The following is a 22522-nucleotide window of genomic DNA, read 5'->3' as shown; positions in this document are numbered from 1 at the left end:
CAGCGCCGAACGTTTCGTCCCCCGAAACCCTTGACAGCCAGGCCGGGAGCGGTAACTTCCGCTCCCGAGGACGGGATTGTGCCCTATCGGGGGCACCTCGCGCGCGCCGGGGTCCAAGTTGTGACCCGCGTGTCGCAACAATTGTCAGGACCGAACAATAGAATGCTCATTACTGCGCACTTCGAGCAGTAACGCGCACTCATCTGCAGTTAGACGCGCAGTGGGTCCGCCGCGGCCAGCAGGTCGTGGAACGGCCCGAAGAGCTCCGGAGCAGCCGCGATCGACATTTCCGGCGACACCGGGGCGCCGTGCAGGCCGCCGACCTTCGCGCCGGCCTCGGCGGCGATCAATGCCCCCGCGCCGTAGTCCCACGGATTCAGGCCGCGCTCGTAGACCGCGTCCAGCCGGCCGCAGGCGACGTAGCAGAGGTCGATCGCACCGACCCCGATCCGGCGGATGTCTCGGACCTTGGCGATCAGGTGCGAGATCACCTCGGCCTGGACCTGCCGCCGGTCCGGGTCGTAGCCGAACCCGGTCCCGACCAGTGCGGTGGAGAGCTCGGTGCAGTTCGAGGCCTGGATCGGCTTGCCGTCGAGGAACGCGCCGCCGCCGAGCGTCGCGGTGAACACCTCGCCCTTGGGCGCGTCCACGACCACCCCGGCGACCGTCGTACCGTCGACCTCGACCGCGATCGAGACGGCGTACGTCGGGTGGTCGTAGAGGTAGTTGACCGTGCCGTCGATCGGGTCGACGACCCAGCGCACGCCGCTGGTGCCGACCACGTCGTCCCCCTCCTCGCCGAGGAACGAGTCGTCCGGCCGAGCCTGCAGCACGCGGGCCCGGATCAGCTCCTCGGACTCGCGGTCGACCGCGGTGACCACGTCGGTGATCGTGCTCTTGGTGTCGGCGACCGTGATGGTCCCCCGGCGCCGCTCGACGATCAGCGCCGCCGCTTCCTCGGCGACCGTGACGGCGAGCTTCAAGAGGTCCTGGGGGTTCATACAGTTTCCTTCGTCGCTGGTCGGGTCGGTCGGCGGAGCGGCGGGCAGCAGTCGCGGCGGCAGTCGTCCCAGCCGGCGCCGAGCGTGCCGACGCACGGCCGCTCCGGCTGCTCACCGCGCTCGGCGGCGGCGCGCTCGACGACCAGGTCGCGCAGCATCGTCACGAACCGCTCGTCGGTCCCGGGCGTCGCCGCGCGGGCCATCGGCAGCCCGAGCTTCTCGGCGGTCGCGGCCCCCTCGGTGTCGAGGTCGTAGATGACCTCCATGTGGTCGCTGACGAACCCGATCGGTACGACGGCCACCCCGGGTACCCCGTCGGCCGCCAAGGCCTCCAGGTGGTCGTTCACGTCCGGCTCGAGCCACGGCACCTGCGGCGGCCCGGACCGCGAGCAGTAGACCAGGTCGGTCCGCCGCTGCTTCCCGGTACGGCGCTCCAGCTCCGCGTCGATGGCCGCGGCCACGTCCTCGTGCCAGGCGACGTACCCGTTGCCGTCGGGGCCGCTGGTCTCGTTCATCGCGGTCGGGATCGAGTGCGTGACGTAGGCGATCGCACTGCCCTCGGGCAGCGTGCCCAGCGCGTCGGCGGTCGCCTCGACGAACGAGCCGACGAAGCCCGGGTGGTTCGCGTAGTGGCGCAGCTTGTCCAGCCGCGGCGCGCCCGGTACGTCGCGCGTCGCGTCCTCGAGGTTCTCGCGGTACTGGCGACACCCCGAGTACGACGGGTAGGCCGACGTCACGATCACCACGGCCCGGCGAATTCCGTCGGCGGTCATCTCGCGCAGCGTGTCGGTCAGGTACGGCGCCCAGTTCCGGTTGCCCCAGTAGATCGGGAGCTCCAGACCGGCCTCGGCGAACGACTCCCGCAGCGCGGTCAGCAGCGCGCGGTTCTGGTCGTTGATCGGGCTCTTGCCGCCGAACGAGTAGTAGTGCTCGCCGACTTCCTTCAACCGCTCGTCCGGGATCCCCCGGCCCCGGGTCACGTTCTGCAGGAACGGCAGCACGTCCTCGGGCTTCTCAGGTCCTCCGAAGGACAGCAGGAGGACGGCGTCGTACGGGGTGGCATCTGTGGTACCCACGGGCATAGGTCCAGTCTCTCAGCCCGGGCGAAACGGCGGTCCGCAGGGCAGGCTAAGGTGCAACTGCCATGCTGAAGCCTTACTTGCACCTGATGCGCCGTCCCGGCGCCGGCGCGTTCTTCAGTGCCGGAGTCCTCGGCCGGATGCCGATCTCGATGACCGGTCTCGGCGTGGTGATCCTGATCGCCCGCGAGAGCGGCTCGTACGGTCTGGCCGGAGCGGTCTCCGGCGTGGCGGTCATCGCCGGCGCGCTGACCGGGCCGATCCAGGGCCGGCTGGTCGATCGCTTCGGCCAGCGGATGCTGCTGATCATCGGCTCGGTGCTCTGCACGGTCGGCCTGGCAGGGCTCCTGATCGCCGTCCGCGCCGACGCTCCGACGTGGGTGCTTTACGCCCTCGCATTCGTTGCCGGTGGCACCCGTCCGCAGGTCGGCTCGTTCGTCCGCGCGCGCTGGACGCATCTGCTCGGCCGCGGCCGGGCGCTGCAGACGGCGTACGCGCTGGAGGCGGTCGGTGACGAGGTCGTCTTCATCATCGGTCCGGTCGTCGTCACGTTCCTCGCGACCGAGATCAGCCCGTACGCCGGGCTCGCCACAGCCGGCGTACTCGGCCTGGCCGGTGGGTTGTGGCTCGCGCTGTTGCGCGGCTCGGACCCGCCCGGCCGCGGCAAGGCGAACGGCCGGGAACAGGCCCCGATGCCGTGGGTCTCGATCGCGCTGCTCAGCCTGATCGGTCTCGGCCTCGGCGCGACTCTCGGCGGTGCCGAGGTGATCACGGTCGCCTTCGCCACGTTCAAGGGCCAGGCGAGCATGGCCGGCGTCGTACTGGCGATCTGGGCGTTCGGCAGCCTGCTGGCCGGCCTTTGGTACGGCTCGGTGCACTGGCGAGCTCCGGTCGAGCGACGGCTGCTGATCGGCACGATCCTGCTCGCCATCACGCTCGCACCACTCCCCTGGGTCAACAGTGTGTGGCTGCTCGGCGTCGTACTGTTCTGCTGCGGTATGACGATCGCCCCGACCATGGTCGCCGTCACGGCCTGCGTCGAGGAGTGGGTCCCGCCCGAGCGCCTCACCGAGGCGATCACCTGGACCGTCACCGGCATCCTGCTCGGCGTTGCCCCCGGCAACGCTGCTGCCGGCCATGCAGTGGACGTCTGGGGCCCTTCCGACGCCTACTGGGTCCCCGAAGTTGTCGGCGTCGCCTGCGCGCTCATAGCGGCCGCCTCGATCACCTTCGCGCGGCCCAAGAACACCTTCGCCCACAACTAGACTTGCATCTCCTCCTAGGGGAGATGTGAGGGTTTCGGCCATGGATCACTCGATCGGTGAGCTCGCGCTCCGAGTCGGTGTCACGGTGAAATCCGTGCGCTACTACTCGGACCTCGGCCTGCTGCCGTCCTGGCGCACAGCGTCCGGGCACCGCAGGTTCGACGAGGATGCGGTGGACCGGCTCGAGCTGATCCGACGGCTGCGTGCACTGGGCATCGACGTACCGACTGTCCAAGCCGTGCTCACCGGCGAACGCACACTCTCAGACGTGGCAACCGCGCACGCCGAGGCGCTGGCAGTGCAGATCCGCACTCTGCAGCTGCGGCAGACAGCGCTGCGCTTGGTTGCCCAACACCCCGAGGAGATAGCTGTCATGGACACTCTCACGCAGACCGGCGCCCAGCGTCAGGCACTCGTCACCGACTTCCTGGACGCCGTCATCGGCGACGACCCCGAGCTCGGGGGCATCCGGCAGACGCTCAGTCCGGAGCTGCCCGACGACGCGACCGATCACCAACTCGGCGCGTGGCTGGAGCTGAGCGCGCTGATGCGGGACGACACGTTCCGCACCACCGTGCGTCAGATGGTCGCCGACTACCGCGCAGATGCCTTCCGCCCGGACGTGGTCTCGACGCTGCGGCAGCGAGTCGGGCCGGCGCTCGAAGCTGCTGTCGATCCGGCGTCACCCGAGGCAGGCGCACTGATCGGCGAGATCACCAAGGACTATGCGGCGCGCGTCGGCAGACCGGCCGACGATGAGCTGCGCACGCAGCTGATCAACCTCCTCGGTACGGCGGGCGATCCGCGCTGGCACCGCTATCTGCAGCTGCTCGCTGCCGTCAACGGCTGGGACGCGCCTGAGCCGTTGTTACCGATCTACCACTGGACCCGGGAGGCGCTTCAGCACGCCGGCTAGTGGGTGCGCGGTAGCGGTGCGTTCCAACCGCGGCGGACGGCGAGGAGTCTGATGATGAAGCAGGTGAGCACGGCGACGTACGGGACCCACATCGCGTCGTAGTCGAGCGCCGCGGCGACGACCACGATGCTCGCGCCGAGGAACGCCGGCGTGGCATAGATCTCCCGCCGCAGTACGACGGGGACGCGACCGCTGAGCACGTCCCGGATGACGCCACCGCCGATCCCGGAGATCATGCCGAGCAGTGCCGCCGACAACGGCGACAACCCGTACGACATCGCCTTCAACGCGCCCGTCACACAGAACAGGCCGAGACCGGCCGCGTCGAAGATGTTCACCAGCCGCTCGAGCCGCTCGATCCCCGGATGCAGGAAGAAGGTGAGCAGCCCGGCGGCGATCGGCACCACGAGATACCGCCAGTCCTTCAACGCGGCCGGCGGCGTCGCCCCGATCAGTACGTCGCGAATGAACCCACCACCAAGCCCGGTCACCAACGCCAGCACCTGAATCCCGAACACATCCAACTGCTTACGAACACCGACCAGCGCGCCCGTGATGCCGAACACGAAGATCCCGACCAGGTCCAGCACGTGCAGAGCCACCCCTGCACGGTAAACCACAGGCGCCCACTCCCCTCGCACCTCTATCGTCTGTGGGCATGAGCGGACCTCCCGTTGTCGACTATCGCGCCACCTCGCTGCGTCCTGGGTGGGAGGCGCTTCCCGACGCGCTCAGACAGGCGCTGACGGTTGCCTTGGGCACCGAAGTTGTGGAGGCGGCACCGTCGGTCACGTCCGGGTTCACCGGTGGATTCGCGGCTCCGGTCCGGCTGGCCGACGGCCGGCGGGTCTTCGTCAAGGCGTCCGACAGCACCCTGCACTCGTACGGCGCTTATCAACGCGAAGCCGAGATCGTTCCTCAGCTCCCGGCCGCCGCCCAGGCTCCCGCGATCATCACCACCGCCCGGACCGACGACTGGTTCGCGTTGGTGTCGGAGTGGGTGGACGCCCGGATGCCCGGCGCGCCGTGGACGGCCGCGGACTTCGACGTCGTGACAGCGAGGTGTGAGGCGATGGCCGACGCCCTGGACCCCAACCCGATCGCCGGCCTGGACACCTTCCTGAAGGATCTCGAGTCCGGTGAGTCGGCGTTGCTGGTGCCCGAGCAGATCCTGGCCGGCGACCGTCCGATCCCCCGCGGACTCCAGGAGTGGGTGCCGCGAATCCTGCCCGAGCTCGCCGAACTGATGCACGCCGTACCCGATGCGCTATCAGGCGACGCAGCTGCGCACACCGACCTGCGCCCGGACAACCTGCTGATCGACACCACCGGCATCTGCTGGACGGTCGACTGGAACTGGCTGGCGCTCGGTCCACGCTGGCTCGACTGGGTCGGCCTGCTCCCGGTCGCGCAGCACCACGGCATCGACACCAGTACGGCGATCCGCAGCAGCCCGCTGACTGCCGACGTACCGGCTGATGAGCTCGACTGCTTCATCGCGGTGATCGCGGCGTACATGCTGAAGAACGCCGACAACCCGCCGCCGGTCGGCACCACGCGGGAGCTGCGGGAGCACCAGCGGTTCTCCGCCTGGACATTCCTGGACTGGCTGGCGACCCGCCGTGGCTGGACGGCCTAACCTCGGAGTATGACCAAAGCTCCGACGTCCCGGTTCAAGGTCGAGGTGCTCGACGGCGAGCGCACCTCGCGGCGTGAGGACGTCGTCGTCACCGAGGAGCCGCTCGAGCTCCGGCTCGAGTGGCCTGGCCGCGCGCCGGAGCCGCTCGTCGTCACTATGCGGACGCCGGGATCGGACTTCGAGCTCGCCGCCGGCTTCTGTCTCGGTGAGGGGTTCGCAGTTCGCCCGGGCGCGATCCGGACCGTGGCCTACTGCACCGACACCAAGCTGACCCGTGACCAGCAGTTCAACACCGTCACGGTCACCTTCGACGGCCCCCCGGATCGCGAACCACCCCAGCGGTACGGCGTCACCTCGGCCGCGTGCGGGGTCTGCGGCCAGCAGTCCCTCGACGAACTCGCCGAGCGCGACTACGCACCGGTCGACCCGGTCGAGGTCGACATCGACGTCGTACGGCGTCTGCCGGAACTGCTCCGCGAAGCCCAGCCAACGTTCTCCCGGACCGGCGGATTGCACGCGGCCGGGCTGTTCACCGCGGACGGCCGCAAGGTCGTGGTCCGCGAGGATGTCGGTCGGCACAACGCGGTCGACAAGGTAGTCGGCTGGACCGTGCTCAACCAGCACAGCCGCACGGGACTGGTGCTCGCGGTCAGCGGCCGCGTCGGCTACGAGATCGTCCAGAAGGCAGTCGCGGCCGGCATCGGCATGATCGTGGCGGTCGGTGCGCCCTCGAGCCTGGCGGTCGACCTCGCACGGCAGTTCGGCGTGACCGTGGCCGGGTTCGCGCGCGGCGAGCGATGCGTGCTCTACAGCACCCCGGAGCGGGTCATCCGTCCAGCTTGATGAAGGTCGCCTTCGGGACGTACTCGTAGCGGTCCGGCATACAGGTCAGGATGATGACCTGCCCGTGATCCCCGGCCCGGCCGAGCAGTGCGCCCATGTCGCGCAGCCGGGCCTTGTCGGACCAACCGAGCGCGTCGTCGAAGATCACCGGAACACTGCCGTCGCCGGTGCTCACCAGGTGGCTGATCGCGAGCCGGGTGATGATCGCGAGCTGCTCCTGCGCACCCGTCGACAGCGCCTCGATCGGCAGCCGCACACCGTCGAGTTCGCGCTCGGCCACCGCGAGGTCGTCATCGAGCCAGACCTTGAACGACGGCCCGTAGACACTGCGCCCCAGCGACTCGATCCGGGTCTGCAGCGGCTCGGAGTACTTGGTCTGTGCCTCGGCCCGATGCCGGCCCAACGTCTCGTAGACCCGGCGCGCCGCCTCAGCTCGTCGCTGCAGACTCTCGTGTTCGGACCGGATCGCGGCCAGCTCCAGCTCGGCGACATCCCGCCGCGTCGCCATGCCGTCACGCCCGGACTGCTCCAACCGGCCTTCGGCGGTCCGCAGTGCGTCCCGCAAGGTGTCCCGCTCCCCCTGCAACCGCGTCGCGACGGCCAACGCATCCGCAAGCTCTCCGGCGACCTGATCCGCGCCGGCCGCATCTGCCTGCTCCTGGACCGCGGTCAACTCCTCAAGCACCGCCTCAACCTCAGCCATCGCTTCGGTCTCGGCCGCCGTCACCGCATCGTCGTCCAGCATCGCCCGAGCAGCCTTGAGCGCATCGACCGCAGCAGCCAGCCGCTCCCCCGCGATCTCGGACCGGGCCCGTGCCTGCTGCGCCTCAGACCGATCCTCGTCCGCGGCCTTGCGAGCCTGCGCCGCGGCGAACTCAGCATCGGACAGCAGCCGCTCCACGGCGGCCAGCTCATCCCGTGCCGTGTCCAGCGCGCGCTGCGCAGCGGCCAGGTCGTCGACCGGCGGCTCCGGCAGCTCGTAGTCGTCGAACAACGTGTCGAGCGGCGAAGCGAACTCCTCGAACAGCGACATCTGCCCAGGCACGCCCTCGACGGCCGCCTGCTTCGAGCCGCCCTGCTCGTCTTCATCATCCGCACCGACCCCGAGCCGCGCGGTCAGCACTGCGATCCGCTCCCCCGGATCGCCCGCCGCCGTCAATGACTTCTCGGTGCGGCGAGCCTCCTGCAGCTCCGCCGACGTCGTATCGGCCTTCCGCAACTGCTCCCGCGCGGCCGCGACGTCCTTGACGCCGGCCTTCTTCAGCAGCTCCTTCTCGCGCCGAACCGCCTCGTCGACCCGCGACCGCAGCGTGGCCGCCTCACCGCCCGCGCGCACGGTCACCTCGACCTGCCCCGGTACGCCGACGACCAGCTCGCCCGAGACCAGCAGCTCCGCCGACTCGTCAAAGCCCAGTTCCTTCGGCACCCGGCCGGCCGCGGACTCGACTCCCTTGCCCGACAACTCGACCGGCTCCGCGCCAAGCCGCCGTACGAGAACCTCCGGTACGCCGGCCGCCAGCGCCGCACGCGCCTCGACCACAGCGGACCGCGCGTCCTCCAGCGCGGCGAACAGCCTGTCGTCGACCTTGATCTTGTCCAGTACCGCCGCGGCCGCCACGATCCGCGCCCGGACGTCGATCAGCTCGGTCTGCTGGCCGATCAGCCGCTCCAGCTCGGCCTGGTCCATCAGCTGGCTGACCCGGCGCTCGGCCTCCTGCACCTCGGTCCGCCGCAGGTCCTTGAGCTCGATCACCTCGGCCAGCGCGGCCTCCGCGGCCTGTACGGTCTCCGCCGCAGCCTTGGCCACCGTGTCCGCATCGGTACGGCGTTCCGCCAGCTCGGCGTCGATCTTGGTGAACCGCTCGACCTCGTCGAGCAGCCGTTCACGCTCGACCCTCGTGCGAGTGTGGTTCTCCAGCCGGGCCCGCGCGGTCTCGGCCTTCGACCGGATCGAGTCCCGCCGAAGCAGGATCTCGTCCGTCGCCTGCTTGCGCTCGCGGACCTCCTCGACCGTGGTCAGGTGATCGGCCAGCCGGCTGTCGACATCCGCGAGGTCGAGCGTCAGCCGCTCGGCCCGGCGGATGTCCTGCTGGACCTCCTCCATCGCCTTCAACGCCTGCGCCGCACCGAGCTCGGCCGCCGCGACCGCCTTCTCCGACTTCGCGAAGTCACCGGTCGGTCGGCCACCACGCGTCCAGTACCGGAGGTACTCGTGCTCGACCGCGCTCACCAACGGCATCGAGGCGCCATCGACCGGCGTACCGGATTCGGCGGTGACGGCGGTGATCAGCGGCTCGGCGTCGGCCGGGGTCGGCAGCACCAGTGACTGGCCCTGGCTGACCATCAGCGTCTGCCAGAGCACCGGGTCGACGTACTCGTGGAAGAGCCGCTCGGCCTCGTTGTGCGCCTCGCGCCCGGTCCACGCCGTACGGCGCCCGTCGGACTCGACGACGGCGAGCTCGGTCGAGCGGTTCTTCAGCCAGCGCTTGGTGTAGGTGAGCTCGCGACCGCCCAAGGTCAGCTCCGCCGTCACCTCCGGAGCGACGTCCTGGCCGACCGGCTGGATGTCGCGGATCCGGGTGGACTTGGAGTCGTCCGGCAGGTCGAAGATCAGCCCGAACGCCTCGACCAGACTCGACTTGCCGACCTCGTTGTCGCCGACCACAACCGTCGTACCGAGGGCGGGCAGGCGAACAGTACGGTCCTTGACGCCACGGAAGTTCCGCAGCGTCAGAGAGTGCAGCCTCATCCCGCGTCCCGCGCCAATCGGTGCATCAACGACAATGCGGCACCCGCGCTCTCGTCGCCACCGGCCAGCGCCTGCCGCAGCTCTTCCATCGCCGCCCGCGCCGGGCCGCTCAGCTGCAACGCATCCAGGTCGGCCGCGTCCGGTGCGGGCCGCACGGTCCAGAACTTGGCCCACCGCTCGACGCTCGCGAAAACCTCGCCCTGCGCGTCCAGCATCGTGTCGAGCCGGCTCAGCAACGGAAGACTCAGCGAGCCGTCGCCGGCCAGCCGCACATACGTGCGCTCCTTGTCGGGCAGCTCGGCGAACCAGTCCTCGAGCGCGGTGAGCGACTCTTCGTCGAACAGTTCGACCCGGTGATCGACCATGTGCCACGCACCGACGCGGATCGGCTCGACGTCGATCTCGGTCTCGCTGACCGTCACCTTCAGCACGTTGCCCGGATCGGTCTCCTCCGGCGTCGTGACCTCCTGCGTGCCGGAGAACCAGATCCGGTCGGTCACCTTCGTCGTCGAGTGCCGGTCGCCGAGGCCGACGTACTGGACTTTGCTGGCGGCGACTGCTGCTTCGAGGGCCGGCTGGTCGATCGGCGGCACCTCGGACATCCCGCCGCTCAAGCTCGTCAGCTGGCCGTGCACGAGCAGGATCCGCGTCGTACCGGCTGGCGCTGGTTCGAGGTGCGCGTACGCCGCCGCGGCCGGATCCGACGTCGGCCGTCGCGACCGCCACGGCGCCCCGACGACCTCGACGCCCGGCACGATCTCCACCGGCGTCGTGTCGGTCAGCACAGTGACGTGCTTCGGCGCATGCGCCTGCCACTGACTCGACGTCCACAGCGATCCCGGCTCGAGCGCGTCATGGTTGCCCGGCAGCAGCACCACCGGCACCGGAATCCGCTTCAGCGCCTCGCACGCCCGCAGGATCGTCTGCCGCTCGACCTGGTTGTGCTCGAAGACGTCCCCGGTCACCACCACGAACGCAGCCTTCGTCCGCTCCGCGACCTCGCCGATCCGCGCGACAGCATCGAGCCGGGCCTGACCCCAGCGGGCCTGACCGTCCGGCCCCAGGAACCGGCGGAGCATCCCCAGCTGCCAGTCCGAACTGTGCAGAAACGTGATCGAGTCGTCCATTGCGCTGAGAACGCTAACCCGCCCGGCCACAACCACCCAACCCAACACACCTCCAACCCCCACACCGCCCACACTCCGGACACCAAATCCCCCCAGCTACCGGCAACCCCCCACTCGCCAGACGACTTTGAGCACGCACCGACCATCCGCGAGGCCGCCGAGTGGTCGGTGGGAGCCCAAGGTGGGGGGCCTCCTCCACCTTGAGCACACGTCAACCATCTGTGGGGTGGGGAAATGGCTGGTGGGTGCTCAAGGTGAGGTGGGAGGGTTGTGGGGTGGAGAGTGAGCGACTGCGGCTGCGTCAGTTCACGGTCGACGATCTCGAGTTGCTGGTCGAGCTCGACTCGGATCCTGAGGTGATGCGGTTTCTGACCGGTCAGCCGACTCCGCGGTCCGAGGTCGAAGACGTGGTGCTGCCACGCATGCTCAAGGTTTACGACGAGCATCCGGGCCTGGGCACTTTCGCCGCCGAGGAGAAGACCAGCGGCGCGTTCGTCGGGTGGTTCGGGCTTCAGCCGACCGCCGACCCCACAGCCGTCGATGTCGGCTACCGACTCAGCCGCACCGCCTGGGGCAAGGGCTACGCAACCGAAGGCACCCGGATGCTGATCGACTACGCGTTCACCGAGCTGAAGGTCGACCGGGTGATCGCCGACACGATGGCGGTCAATCACCGGTCCCGAGCGGTGATGCGGCGGAGCGGCCTGCGGTTCGTGCGGCTGTGGCACGAGCACTTCGACGACCCGTTGCCGGGGACCGAGTTCGGCGAGGTCGAGTACGCCGTTGACCGGCGTACCTGGGAAACTCGTTCTCGTGCCTGACGATCAACGCCCGTACGCCGTTCTCGACATCGACGCGACCTTGTCCGACACGAGCCGGCGCATCCACTACCTGGAGCGGAAGCCGAAGGACTGGGACTCGTTCTTCGCGGAGGCCAAGGACGACGCCGTACTGGACGAGGGACTGGCCGTCGCCGGCACGCTCGCGGCCGACCACGAGATCGTCTACCTGACCGGGCGCCCGGAGCGCTTGCGCCGCGACACCCTCAAGTGGCTGAAGGACAACGGCTTCCCCGAGGGCACCATATACATGCGCCGCAACACCGACCGTCGCGCCGGCGCCCAGATGAAACTCGACCGCCTCAAACGACTCTCCGCGGAGCGGCCGGTCGCCGTCCTCGTCGACGACGATCTCAAGGTCTGCGCGGCCGCCGAGAAGGCCGGCTACACGGTGATGAGGGCCGACTGGGGACTCGATCCTGAGACCCAGCCGACCTTGTTCGAGGCACAGGAGACCGAAGGCCGAACCTGAGCTGGACCCGGTACTTCGAAGGAGGAGACAGCATGCTCAAGGTTGGTGTGCTGACACCGCATGCCGCTCCGGGTCCGGAGGTTGAGCTTCCTGAAATGGCGTCAGCAGGACTTGAGGTGGAGCTCGCCCGCGTCTCGCGGCGCGGAGGGCCACCTTCCGCGGCTGACGAGCTTCGCCAATTGGCCACCCCCGCTGCCCTGCGACCGGCTGTCAGCTCACTCCGTGCGAGTGCGGTCGACGTCGTCGCCTACGCCTCGACGACCTCCGGCTACGCGATCGGTCAACCGGCCGAGGCCGGCCTGGTCGAGGACCTCCGCCGGGCGGCCGGCGTACCGGTGGTGTCCAGCGGCCTCGCCGCCGTACAGGCCCTGACGGCGTTCGGCATCCGCCGGGTTGCTTTGATCCATCCGCCCTGGTTCGAGGCAGCGGTGTCAGCCCTCGGTGCGAGATACTTCGGCGAGCAGGGCATCGAGGCCATCACCTTCGATGCGACGCCGCTCCCCAAGGACCCTGGGCTGGTGCGGTCCCAGCAGGTGGTCGATTACGTCAGTGATCAGGTGGACTCGTCGACCGAGGCGGTGTTCATCGCCGGTAACGGCTTCCGGGCGGCGGCGGCGATCGAAGAGCTCGAACGCCGCACCGGGCAACTCGTTCTCGAGGCGAACCAGCTGCTGCTGTGGGCGAGCCTGGCCGCGACCGGAGCGAAGCTCCAGGTCGGCGGCTACGGCAGGTTGTTCGCGTTGAAGGGGGCCGACCGGCCCCCTTCAGCAGCTCACTGACTACTTGCTGAGGCCCATGATGAGCGTGTTCGGGTACGGCGGGTACGGCGGCAGGTAGAAGCTCTGCACCTTCGAACCGTGCAGGAACGCGTTGCGCGCGTACAGCAGCGGGACGAGCGGGGCGTCGTTCATGATCTGCTTGTCGATGGCGGCCCAGGCGGCACCGGCCTTGGCCTTGTCGGGCTCGGCGGTGGCCGCGGCGATCGCCGCGTCGACGGCCGGGTTGGAGTAGCGGGAGATGTTGTACCCGCCGTTGCCGATCTCCGAGGTGGCGAACAGCGGCTGGATGTTGCCGATCGCGCTCGGGAAGTCCGGCAGCCAGCTCGACACGGTCAGGTCGTAGTCGGGCTTGTTGCCGGTGATCAGGTCGGTCAGCGGCTCGCTGTCCAGCGGCTTGATGTCGACCGTGATACCGGCCCGCTTGAGACCCTGCTGGATCGCCTGGGCGACCGGCAGGCCGCTGGCGTTGTCGGCGACCAAGGTCAGGCGCAGGTTCGAGACACCCGCCGCGGCCAGCAGCTGCTTGGCCTTGTCCGGGTCACCTGCCGGCGGCGCCTCGTAGGTGTTGTACTTCGTGTAGCCCTCGATGCCGGGGGTGATCAGCGTGCTCGCGATCTCACCGCCGAACTCCGGACCGCCCTCGGCGACCTGGACCGCCTGCTTGTCGACGGCGTACTGGATCGCCTTGCGGACCTCGGCCTTGGCCAGCGGGCCGCGCTTGTTGTTCATCGCCAGGTACTGCAGCGCACCGGACGGCGAGGTGGCGACCCGGGCCTTGACCGCGGGGTTGCCGGTCACGGTCGGGATCAGCGCGGCCGGAATGTTGACGCCGGTCGCGGCGGCGAACTTGTCGTCGCCCGCGTCCTGGATCAGGCGCTGGTTGACGGTGTTGGCCTCCAGGCCCATCTGCCAGACGAAGGCGTCCGGGAGACCGGTGCGGGCCGGGTCGCTGGCCTTGTCCCAGTTCGGGTTGCGCTCCAGCTCGAGCTTCGAGCCCGGCTGGTACGTCTTCACCTGGTACGGACCGCTGGCCATCGGCTTCTCGCCGTAGTGGGCCGGGTCGGTGTCGGCCTTCTTCGGCACCGGCGAGAACGCCGGCATGCTGGCGATCCACGGCCAGTCACCGAACGCCTTGTTCAGCTTGAAGATGATCGTGGTGTCGTCCGGGGTCTCGACCGACGCCAGCGAGGCGTTCTTGTACGGCCCGGTGTACTTGTCACCGCCGATCAGCAGCGACTTGTGGTAGCCCAGACCACCGGACAGCTCCGGCGCGAACGAGCGCTCGATGCCGTACTTGATGTCGGCGGCGACGATCGTCGAGCCGTCGGCGTACTTCAGGCCCGGCTTGAGCTTGTAGGTCCAGGTCTTGCCGCCGTCGCTGGTCTGCCCGGTGTCGGTGGCCAGGTCGGGGACCAGCTCGGTGGGCTTGTCCGGCGAGGTCTTCCACGCGGTCAGGCCGCGCAGGATCAGGTGGATCGCGCTCGTCCCGAGGTTCTGGCTCTTCGCCGGGTCGAAGTTGATCTCCTTGCTGGTGCTCAGGAACTGCAGCGTGCCGCCCTGTTCGGCGGCCGCGGACGAGCCACCACTGCTCGAACCGGACTTGTCGTTGGCGTTGCAGGCGGTAGCCGCCAACGCCAGCACGGCCGCGACCGCGACCGCTCGGGTGATGTGTTTCATCATGTCCTCTCAGGAGGGTGGGGGCTCGGGGAAGTAGCAGGCGGCGCGATGGTCAGTCTGGCCGTTCACTACCTCGAGTACAGGTCGTTTCGTGGCGCAGACGTCTTCAGCCTTGTAACAACGGGTCCGGAACGGACAGCCCGACGGCGGGGCGATCGGCGTCGGTACGTCGCCGGTCAGCACGATCCGCTCGCGCGCCACGCCAGGCTCGGGCACCGGCACCGCGGAGAGCAGCGCCTTCGTGTACGGGTGGGCCGGCGCCGCGTAGACCTGGTCGGCGGGGCCTTCCTCGACGATCGTGCCGAGGTACATGACCGCGACCCGGCTCGCGACCTGCCGGACCACGGCCAGGTCGTGCGCGACGACGACGTACGAGAGGCCGAGCTCGTCGCGCAGGTCGGCGAGCAGGTTCAGCACCTGGGCCTGGACGGAGACGTCGAGCGCCGAGACCGGTTCGTCGCAGATCAGCAGGTCGGGGTTGACGGCGAGCGCCCGGGCGATCCCGATCCGCTGCCGCTGCCCGCCAGAGAACTCGTGCGGGTATCGCTCCAGGTGTTCCTCGGACAGACCGACCTTCTGCAGTAGCTCGATCAGCTGGGCCCGCGTCGGACGGATCCCTTGCGCGCGGAACGGCGTACTGAGGATGGTGCCGACCGACTGCCGCGGGTTCAGTGAGGCCTGCGGGTCCTGGAACACCATCTGCACCGTACGGCGAACCGGCCGCAACCGCCGGCCGCGGAGCTTGGTGACGTCCTTCCCGCCGATCTCAACCCGGCCGGAGGTCGGATCGAGCAGCCGCGTCGCGACCCGCGCCAGCGTCGACTTGCCCGACCCGGATTCGCCGACCAAGCCGACCGTCTCACCCTTGCGCACAACCAGGCTGACCCCGTCGACGGCCTTGACGGTCTGGGCTTCACGCCACGGCACCCCGCGCAGACCGAAGTGCTTGCGCACACCGTCGAGCCGCAGCAGCTCCTCGGCAGCGCCGCTCGGGCGCTCGGTCAGCTGGTCACTTGGCCCGCTCATACGATCGCCTCCGGCCGGCGGCCCAGATGGCACGCTGCCTCATGATCGCCTTCACCGGGTCGCGGCGTGAGCTCGGGTCGCTCGGTGATGCAGCGCTCCCCCACCCGCTCGGTGTAGGCGCAGCGCGGCTGGAACGGGCAGCCCGTGGTGATCGATCCAGGTGACGGTGGCGACCCCGGGATCGTGGTCAGCCGCAGCTTCGGCGGTACGTCGATCCGCGGCATCGCGCCGAGCAGTCCCAGCGAGTACGGGTGCGCGGCACGGTAGAACAGGTCGCGGACAGTCCCCCGCTCGGCCGCCCGACCGGCGTACATGACGAGTACGTCGTCCGCCACCTCGGCGACCACTCCGAGGTCGTGCGAGATCAGCACGAGCGCCGTACCGAACTCTTCCTGGACGTCGGCCAGCAGCTGCATGATCTGCGCCTGCACGGTCACGTCGAGGGCAGTCGTCGGCTCGTCGGCGATCAGCACCCGCGGGTCGTTCACCAGAGCCATAGCAATCACGACCCGCTGCCGCATTCCCCCGGAGAACTCGTGCGGGTAACTCTTCGCGCGGCGCGCGGCGTCCGGGATGCCGACCTTGTCGAGCAGCTCGACGGCCCGCCGGAACGCGACCTTCTTCGAGACGTCGTGGTGCAGCCGGTACGCCTCGGCGACCTGCCAGCCGACCGTGTAGTACGGATTCAGCGCCGACAACGCGTCCTGGAAGACCAGCGCGATGTCGTTGCCGCGGATCTTGCGCAGCTCGTCCGCGGGCAGGCCGACCAGCTCACGGCCGTCCAGCAGCACCTCGCCGGTGACCGTGGCATTCGGCGGCAGGATGCCCATCACGGCCGCCGAGCTGACGCTCTTGCCCGAACCGGACTCGCCGACGATCGCCAGCGTCTGCCCGGGCGCGACGGAGAAGTCGATCCCGTCGACGGCCGGCACCAGACCGCCCTCGGTGTCGAAGGTGACCCGCAGATCGTGAACTTCCAGCACCGGGTCAGCCATGACTCACCCTCGGGTCGAGCGCGCCGTGCACTATGTCCACCACCAGGTTCGCGAAGATGATCAGGAACGCCGAGAACAGGGTGACCCCGACGACGACCGCGACGTCCAGCTGCCCGACCGCGCTGATCAGCAGCTCACCGAGCCCCTGCATGCTGAACACCTTCTCGGTCAGGATCGCACCGCCGAGCAGACCGCCGAGGTCCAGCCCGAACAGCGTCACGATCGGTACGAGCGCACCCCGCAGACCGTGCGTTACGACGACGCGACCCTCGCCGGCGCCCTTCGCCCGGGCGGTCGTGATGTGGTCGAGGTTGAGCTCCTCGAGCATCTGCGCGCGGGTCAGCCGGATGTACGACGCGGCCGACAGCACCGCGAGCACCAGCCACGGTGTGACCAGGTGCCAAGCCCAGTCGACCGGACTCTCGGTCAGCGGCACATAGCCACTCACCGGAACCATGTTCAGCCAGAATCCGAAGACCAGGATCGCCAGCAGCCCGAGCAGGAACGACGGCGTCGACACCCCGACCAGCGCCACGCCGATCGCCAGGCGGTCGAGCAACCGGCCCCTGTTGAGGGCGGCAACGACTCCGAGCGAAACGCCGATCACCAACCACAGTACGGCGGCGCCGAACGCGATCGAGGCGGTCACCGGGAGCCGGTCGACGATCAGCGTGGTGACCGGGCGCGCCAGCGGGAACGAGTACCCGAAGCAGGGCGCGTCGCAGTGCACGGCCGCCGCGCCGTCGCCGTACGTGCGACCGGCGAAGATGCCCTTGAGGAAGTTCAGGTACTGCTGGATCGTGCTCTGGTCCAGCTGCATGAAATGCCGTGCCTGCTCCAGGCGGTCCGGCGTACAGGGTTTGCCGCAGGCCAGGTGCGCGGGGTCGGCCGGGATCGCGTAGAAGATCAGGTAGACGGCCAGGCTCAGCGCGAGCATGACGAGCACGGTCGAGAACAACCGCCGGAGGATGAACCACAGGATGTCGGGCATCAGTGGGTCCTCCGCAGCCGTACGTCGAACGCGTCCCGAACGCCGTCGCCGAGCAGCGTGAAGCCGAGGACCGCGACGAACAGGGCGATACCGGGGAACACCATGAACCACGGGTCGTTGCCGGTGTAGACCCAGGCGATCGAGTCCGAGATGGACCGGCCGAGACTCGGTGTCGGCGGTGGTACGCCGACGCCGAGGAACGAGAGCGCGGCCTCGGCGCCGATGTAGCCGGGGATCGCCAAGGTCGCGATCACGAGCACCGGACCGAGCAGGTTCGGCAGCAGCTCGCGGGTGATCACCCACCAGCCCGTCGAGCCGACGCTGCGGGCGGCCTCGACGAACTCCCGCGTGACCAGCGAACGGGCCTGCGCGCGGATCAGCCGGGCCAGCCCGGCCCACCCGAAGAAGCTCAGTACGCCGATCAGCAGCAGCGGCCGCGGCACCTTCGCCGGCACGATGATGCCGAGGGCAATCATGAAGACGAGCTGCGGGAACCCGAACAGGAAGTCCAGCAGCCGGGACAGGATCGCGTCGAACCAGCCCCCGACGTACGCCGCGGTGATGCCGAGCAGCGTCCCGATCACTGTCGTGACGGCGGTGACCACGATCGCGATCACCAGCGACGTCCGCAGTCCGAGCACCACGATCGAGAACAGGTCGCGCCCGGTCAGCGGCTCCACGCCGAACCAGTGGTCACCGCTCACGCCACCCAATGCTCCGCGCGGCCCGTTGCCGCGGGCCGGATCGAGCAGATCGATGTGGTAGGTGAAGGCGTCCTGCCCGGACAGCTTCACCAGCAACGGCGAGGCCGCCGCGACCACGATCAGCGCCACCACCAGCACCAGACCGACGCGCGCGCTCCGGTCCCGCCGTACCCGGCGGAGGGCCTGCCGGGTAGGCGACACAGCCCCGGCAACCGACGAACTCACAAGCACTCCCGACGAGGGTTGTTTTCGAACAGCCGACACAAGCTAGGCCGCATCCTCCCACCCTGGACCGACCATCTTGAATCCTGAGAATCTCGACTCGATAACTCCGGATTCGTTTACCTCCTGTCGGCCGACTACTGTCCGCACATGGACGGCGAAGTGAGGATCGGTTCCAGAGTTCTCAACTACACCCTTTACGGCGCGTCGGACGGCCTGCCGGTGGTGTCGCTGGGCGGCTCGCCCAGCACCCGGTGGAAGCGACCCTCCGTGGTCGAAGCCATCTCGGCCGCCGGCCTTCGGATGGTCATTCCCGATCGACCCGGGTACGGCGGGTCGTCGCGTCAGCCCGGGCGTACGGTCGCCGACGCCGCGGCCGATGTGGCTCGGCTGGCCGATGAACTCGGATGGTCGACCTTCGCGCTGACCGGTGGTTCTGGTGGCGGACCGCACGCGCTGGCCTGCGCTGCTCTGCTGCCTGATCGCGTTGTGAGGTGTGCCGTCGTCGGTGGGATCGCGCCGCCCCTGACCCACGATCCCGAGCCGACCGAGGCCGAAGAGTTGGCCGACCCGCGTCGCGACCGCAGCATCTGGCGTGCTGCGCGCGACAGCGAGGCGCTCCGCCCCGGCATCGCGGAAAGCTTTGCCGGGATCATGGCGTCGGTCGAGGCCGGCGGGCCGGAGTTCCCGCCGGATCCGCACGACCCCGCTCCCCCGGCGCCGCCTGCTCGCGACGACCCAGAAGCCATGGCTCGGCTGACGGCGACCTTCGTCACCAGCCAGGACGGTCTCGTCGACGACCTTGTCGCCTTCGCCACACCGTGGGGCTTCGATCTGGCCGACGTCCGGGTGCCGACCAGCATCTGGTTCGGCACTGCCGACGAGCGCGCCGGCAAGCACGCCGGCTTCCTTGCTGCGGCCATCCCGCACGCCGAATCCATCCAGTACGTCGGCGCCCACGCGCCGCCGGCCGCGGCGTACCGGGAAATTCTGGGATGGTTGCGCGGCGCAACAAACGGGGCTGGTGCGGGTCGGTAGGCTCGACCCATGCTTGAGCTCAGCGGAACGACATGGGCGATCACCATCGGACTGATCGTCGTCCTGCTCGCAGTCGATCTGTTGCTCGCGGCAATCCGGCCGCACCGGGTCGGGTTCAAGGAGGCGGCCGCCTGGTCGGTCTTCTACGTCGCGGTCGCGGTCGCGTTCGGGCTGTGGTTCATGAGTCAGTACGGCGGTGACTTCGGCGCGCAGTACTTCGCCGGCTACATCGTCGAGAAGAGTCTGTCGGTCGACAACCTGTTCGTGTTCGTCATCATCATGACGACGTTCGCCGTACCGGAGGAGCACCAGCACAAGGTGCTCACCTTCGGCATCGTGCTCGCGCTGCTGATGCGCGCGGTCTTCATCGCGCTCGGCGCGACGCTGCTGTCGCTGTTCTCGTTCATGTTCTTGATCTTCGGGTTGCTGCTGCTTTACACCGCGGTGCAGCTGTTCCGGCACCGCGACGAGGACCCTGACGTCGAGAACAACGTGATCGTGAAGACCGCTCGCCGGCTGCTCCCGGTCAGCGAGGAGTACGTCGGAGGCAAGCTGACGGCTCGTATTGACGGCCGCAAGGTGGTGACGCCGCTGTTCGTCGTACTGGTCGCGATCGGTGGGGTCGACCTCCTGTTCGCGCTGGACTCGATCCCGGCGGTCTTCGGCGTCACGGACGAGGCCTACATCGTCTTTGCTGCCAATGCCTTTGCGTTGCTGGGTTTGCGGGCGCTGTTCTTCCTCGTCAAGGGGTTGCTCGACCGGCTGGTGTATCTGTCGGCTGGGCTGGCGATCATCCTCGCGTTCATCGGCGTCAAGCTGATCCTGCACTGGGGTCACGTGGATATCCACAAGAGCATCCCGGAGGTCTCCACACCGGTGAGTCTTGGCGTGATCATCGGGATCTTGGTGATCGTGGTGGTTGCGAGCTTGCTCAAGACCCGCAACGACCCGACGGTTGTCGCGCACGCGGGCTCGTTGCACGGGCAGCGCAAAGACCCGAAGGACTGAAGGCGTGCCTGAGATCGTGTGCATCTGCGGCTCGGTGCGCTTCGAGCAGGAGATGCGTGCGGCAAACCGGGAGCTGACACTCGCCGGCGCCATCGTCCTCGCGCCAGGCGTGTTCGAGCCGATCGCCGACGAGCAGAAGACCGCGCTGGGCGCGCTGCACCTGCGCAAGATCGACCTGGCTGACCGTGTTCTGATCGTCAACCCTGGCGGGTACATCGGCGAGTCCACGACCAGGGAGATCGCCTACGCCCGCGCTGCCGGCAAGCCGGTCTCCTTCACCGATCCGCGCTAGTCGGCGTCGATGAGATCCCAGCGGCGCTGACGCAGGAATCGGCTCGCTGCCCAAGCGAGCACGGCGCCGAGGAGTACGCCGGGCAGTAGCCAGCGCCAACCGGTGAAGACGCTGCTCTCCACCGCCTGGGGTGCAGGCGCAGGGGCAGGCGCTGAATCGAGGGTCGTGGGCCCGCCCTGGAATTGTTCACCGTCGTGGACGCCAGGCAGCAGCTTCAAACCACTGAGCAGCTTGACCAGCGCGACCGAGTCCGTTCCCGTGTGCCAGACCGGCTTACCGAGATCCAGTGGGCCATCCAGGCTTTCGCTCGTAGCGATCCACGGTCCACCGGGCGCATCGGGATAGATGATGTCGACCCGCCAGACAGTCATGTCGTGGATGAGCCAGGTGGCCCGGACGAACGGTCCGGACTCATGCGACAGGTCACCCGGCTCGCGCGGTGTCGTGACCTGCGTGAGCTCCTGCAGTTTGCTGTACTGCGGATCTTCGTAGCCGAAGGCCACTACCTGCGGCGGGGCGCTGAGCAGCACGCTGGTGGGACCGCCCGCGGCCGCGGGGGTCGTGGTGGAAGCAGCCACGACAAGAACTGTGGCGAGCAGAGCTAGAGCGCGTCGGACCATACCCGGATACACCGCTGCGGGTCAGGAGGTTCCGGCCGCCAGCTGAATCGCTCTGGCCTTGTCGGCGACTTCGAGACGGTAGGTGATGCCATCGCGCTCCCACACCAGTGTGGGGCCGGCGATGCGAACCACGCGCTGGTCCACGAGCACCAGCTCATGCGGTGTGCTGAACCAGTAGCCGTTGACAGCGGGCACGTACTCGAGCGAGGTGTAGTACTTCTTCCAGTAGAACGGCTCCACCCCCGACTGGAACTGCTCCAGCCGCACACCGTCCCAGCTCATCGCCACAAACCCCTGCGAAGCCTCAACCCCACGAGGAGCACCCAGCACCGCAGGCAGCGCCGGAGTGAAGCCGGCAACCCGCGCGGCCTCCGTCAAGGAGAGATGCCCCGGAACACCGGGCACCGGAGGCGCACTCGAAGGACCAGTGCCGACCGGCTGCGCCTCCACTCCCCCGATCCGCAACCACTCGGCCACCGTCGCCCGGACCGGCGGTGTGAGCGCGAGACCGGCGAGCAGCACGCACAGTCCGGCCAAGAATGCCCGCCACCGGTCCCGCAGCCGCCGACGTACCGGCAGCTCGGCCACTCGCGCCACCACCGCAGCCGCCAGCCCCGGATCCATCGGAGGTACGACAGCCGACCGCCCCAGCACGCGCAGCTCGTCATCCAGGTTCATGGCCGTACCTCCTTCCGCAACCGCTCCAGCGCCCGGTGCAACCGCGACTTCACAGTCCCCCGCGGCCAACCCAGCACCACCGCCGTCTCCCGCTCATCCAGCTCCAGCAGATACCGGCACGTCACCACCAGCCGCTGCGCCTCTGGCAACCCCCGTACGGCGCTCAGCAGCTCAGCCCGCCGTTCCAGCGACACCGTCTCCTCAGCCGGATCCAGTACGACGTCCAGCGGCGCAGCGAACTCCTCGCGCCGACTGCGACGACTGCGCGACCGCAGGCAATTCCGAGTCTCGTTGGCGACGATCCGCAGCAGCCACGGCCGGAATGCAGACCCGTCACGAAACCCGCCCAGCGCCCGGTACGCCTTCACGAACGCCTCCTGCACCACGTCGTCGGCATCCGCGCCGGCGCCGAGAAAGATCGCCGTACGGTGGGCCATCGGGGCATGCAGCAGCACCAGCTCGCCGTACGCGGCCGAGTCGCCGCCGCGGACGCGAGCCAGGATCGCCGCTTCGTCCGGTTCGCTGATGAAACCTCCTGACACGTTCCAGTCATTGTCACTAC

The 22522-nt window shown here is 68.9% G+C and carries 23 protein-coding genes; 10 read left to right on the top strand and 13 right to left on the bottom strand.

The window, feature by feature from the left end; translation table 11 throughout:
* Window positions 1-209: 209 nt before the first annotated feature.
* Together ABZS29_RS30720 and ABZS29_RS30715 are read right to left on the bottom strand one after the other, a co-directional pair.
* A complete protein-coding gene (locus ABZS29_RS30720; RefSeq protein WP_355467141.1) occupies window positions 210-1001 on the bottom strand; it encodes an inositol monophosphatase family protein in 792 nt (263 codons plus the stop codon).
* Entirely contained in the window at window positions 998-2083 is a 1086-nt protein-coding gene (locus tag ABZS29_RS30715) for a ferrochelatase (protein ID WP_355467140.1), read from the bottom strand. Before ABZS29_RS30715 ends, ABZS29_RS30720 begins: the two co-directional genes overlap by 4 nt.
* 62 nt (window positions 2084-2145) lie before the next feature.
* On the opposite strand from ABZS29_RS30715, the gene ABZS29_RS30710 reads away from it, so the two are divergent.
* Entirely contained in the window at window positions 2146-3345 is a 1200-nt protein-coding gene (locus ABZS29_RS30710) for an MFS transporter (protein ID WP_355467138.1), read from the top strand.
* Between the two features lie 40 nt (window positions 3346-3385).
* Window positions 3386-4261, top strand: a complete 876-nt coding sequence (locus ABZS29_RS30705; protein WP_355467136.1) for a MerR family transcriptional regulator — start codon at window positions 3386-3388, stop codon at window positions 4259-4261.
* On the opposite strand, the gene ABZS29_RS30700 is transcribed toward ABZS29_RS30705, so the two are convergent.
* On the bottom strand, window positions 4258-4863 hold the full coding sequence (locus ABZS29_RS30700) for a trimeric intracellular cation channel family protein (RefSeq protein ID WP_355467134.1): 606 nt from the start codon (window positions 4861-4863) through the stop codon (window positions 4258-4260). The two genes, ABZS29_RS30705 and ABZS29_RS30700, sit on opposite strands and share 4 nt — an antisense overlap.
* 56 nt (window positions 4864-4919) lie before the next feature.
* On the opposite strand from ABZS29_RS30700, the gene ABZS29_RS30695 reads away from it, so the two are divergent.
* A complete protein-coding gene (locus ABZS29_RS30695; protein ID WP_355467132.1) occupies window positions 4920-5900 on the top strand; it encodes a phosphotransferase in 981 nt (326 codons plus the stop codon).
* 9 nt (window positions 5901-5909) lie between these two features.
* Entirely contained in the window at window positions 5910-6743 is an 834-nt protein-coding gene (fdhD, locus tag ABZS29_RS30690; RefSeq protein ID WP_355467130.1) for a formate dehydrogenase accessory sulfurtransferase FdhD, read from the top strand.
* Here fdhD and ABZS29_RS30685 read toward each other — a convergent pair.
* Complete coding sequence (locus ABZS29_RS30685; protein WP_355467128.1) at window positions 6727-9492, bottom strand: AAA family ATPase; 2766 nt, start codon at window positions 9490-9492, stop codon at window positions 6727-6729. The two genes, fdhD and ABZS29_RS30685, sit on opposite strands and share 17 nt — an antisense overlap.
* Window positions 9489-10619 (bottom strand): metallophosphoesterase, encoded by a 1131-nt coding sequence (locus tag ABZS29_RS30680; protein WP_355467126.1) that lies wholly within the window; start codon window positions 10617-10619, stop codon window positions 9489-9491. The genes ABZS29_RS30685 and ABZS29_RS30680 overlap by 4 nt, the downstream gene beginning before the upstream one ends.
* A gap of 275 nt (window positions 10620-10894) precedes the next feature.
* On the opposite strand from ABZS29_RS30680, the gene ABZS29_RS30675 reads away from it, so the two are divergent.
* The 3 genes from ABZS29_RS30675 to ABZS29_RS30665 are packed head-to-tail and all read left to right on the top strand — an operon-like array spanning window position 10895 to window position 12709.
* The gene (locus ABZS29_RS30675) at window positions 10895-11440 is read left to right on the top strand and encodes a GNAT family N-acetyltransferase (protein ID WP_355467124.1); all 546 of its coding nucleotides are present in this window, start codon (window positions 10895-10897) and stop codon (window positions 11438-11440) included.
* Window positions 11433-11930: an HAD family acid phosphatase gene (locus tag ABZS29_RS30670; RefSeq protein WP_355467123.1), complete on the top strand. Its 498-nt coding sequence runs from the start codon at window positions 11433-11435 to the stop codon at window positions 11928-11930. Before ABZS29_RS30675 ends, ABZS29_RS30670 begins: the two co-directional genes overlap by 8 nt.
* A 32-nt stretch (window positions 11931-11962) precedes the next feature.
* Window positions 11963-12709, top strand: coding sequence for a hypothetical protein (locus tag ABZS29_RS30665; protein ID WP_355467121.1), 747 nt, complete (start codon window positions 11963-11965; stop codon window positions 12707-12709).
* Here the strand turns inward: ABZS29_RS30665 and ABZS29_RS30660 are convergent, their stop codons facing one another.
* From ABZS29_RS30660 to ABZS29_RS30640, 5 genes are read right to left on the bottom strand one after another with little or no spacing between them, the layout of a single operon-like run.
* Window positions 12710-14386, bottom strand: a complete 1677-nt coding sequence (locus tag ABZS29_RS30660; RefSeq protein WP_355467119.1) for an ABC transporter substrate-binding protein — start codon at window positions 14384-14386, stop codon at window positions 12710-12712. It abuts the gene before it with no gap.
* 9 nt (window positions 14387-14395) lie between these two features.
* Window positions 14396-15412, bottom strand: a complete 1017-nt coding sequence (locus tag ABZS29_RS30655) for an ABC transporter ATP-binding protein (RefSeq protein ID WP_355467117.1) — start codon at window positions 15410-15412, stop codon at window positions 14396-14398.
* Entirely contained in the window at window positions 15409-16407 is a 999-nt protein-coding gene (locus ABZS29_RS30650) for an ABC transporter ATP-binding protein (protein ID WP_355467115.1), read from the bottom strand. Before ABZS29_RS30650 ends, ABZS29_RS30655 begins: the two co-directional genes overlap by 4 nt.
* Window positions 16400-17398 carry an ABC transporter permease gene (locus tag ABZS29_RS30645; protein WP_355467113.1) on the bottom strand — a complete coding sequence of 333 codons (999 nt, stop codon included), beginning with the start codon at window positions 17396-17398 and terminating at the stop codon, window positions 16400-16402. The genes ABZS29_RS30650 and ABZS29_RS30645 overlap by 8 nt, the downstream gene beginning before the upstream one ends.
* Window positions 17398-18327, bottom strand: a complete 930-nt coding sequence (locus ABZS29_RS30640) for an ABC transporter permease (protein ID WP_355467111.1) — start codon at window positions 18325-18327, stop codon at window positions 17398-17400. The genes ABZS29_RS30645 and ABZS29_RS30640 overlap by 1 nt, the downstream gene beginning before the upstream one ends.
* A gap of 147 nt (window positions 18328-18474) precedes the next feature.
* On the opposite strand from ABZS29_RS30640, the gene ABZS29_RS30635 reads away from it, so the two are divergent.
* From ABZS29_RS30635 to ABZS29_RS30625, 3 genes are read left to right on the top strand one after another with little or no spacing between them, the layout of a single operon-like run.
* The gene (locus tag ABZS29_RS30635; protein WP_355467109.1) at window positions 18475-19362 is read left to right on the top strand and encodes an alpha/beta hydrolase; all 888 of its coding nucleotides are present in this window, start codon (window positions 18475-18477) and stop codon (window positions 19360-19362) included.
* 9 nt (window positions 19363-19371) lie between these two features.
* The gene (locus ABZS29_RS30630) at window positions 19372-20370 is read left to right on the top strand and encodes a TerC/Alx family metal homeostasis membrane protein (RefSeq protein WP_355467108.1); all 999 of its coding nucleotides are present in this window, start codon (window positions 19372-19374) and stop codon (window positions 20368-20370) included.
* Between the two features lie 4 nt (window positions 20371-20374).
* Window positions 20375-20662: a hypothetical protein gene (locus ABZS29_RS30625; protein ID WP_355467107.1), complete on the top strand. Its 288-nt coding sequence runs from the start codon at window positions 20375-20377 to the stop codon at window positions 20660-20662.
* On the opposite strand, the gene ABZS29_RS30620 is transcribed toward ABZS29_RS30625, so the two are convergent.
* The 3 genes from ABZS29_RS30620 to ABZS29_RS30610 all read right to left on the bottom strand — a co-directional run bounded on the left by ABZS29_RS30620 (window position 20659) and on the right by ABZS29_RS30610 (window position 22502).
* On the bottom strand, window positions 20659-21240 hold the full coding sequence (locus tag ABZS29_RS30620; protein ID WP_355467106.1) for a hypothetical protein: 582 nt from the start codon (window positions 21238-21240) through the stop codon (window positions 20659-20661). The genes ABZS29_RS30625 and ABZS29_RS30620 overlap by 4 nt on opposite strands.
* A 63-nt stretch (window positions 21241-21303) precedes the next feature.
* Window positions 21304-21960: a hypothetical protein gene (locus ABZS29_RS30615; protein WP_355467104.1), complete on the bottom strand. Its 657-nt coding sequence runs from the start codon at window positions 21958-21960 to the stop codon at window positions 21304-21306.
* On the bottom strand, window positions 21957-22502 hold the full coding sequence (locus ABZS29_RS30610) for a sigma-70 family RNA polymerase sigma factor (protein WP_355467102.1): 546 nt from the start codon (window positions 22500-22502) through the stop codon (window positions 21957-21959). Before ABZS29_RS30610 ends, ABZS29_RS30615 begins: the two co-directional genes overlap by 4 nt.
* Window positions 22503-22522: the final 20 nt, after the last annotated feature.

It is taken from the genome of Kribbella sp. NPDC005582 (genome assembly GCF_040605415.1).
GTDB lineage: Bacteria > Actinomycetota > Actinomycetes > Propionibacteriales > Kribbellaceae > Kribbella.
The sequence above is the reverse complement of the archived record's forward strand: the minus strand, read 5'-3'. Positions and strand labels throughout refer to the sequence as shown.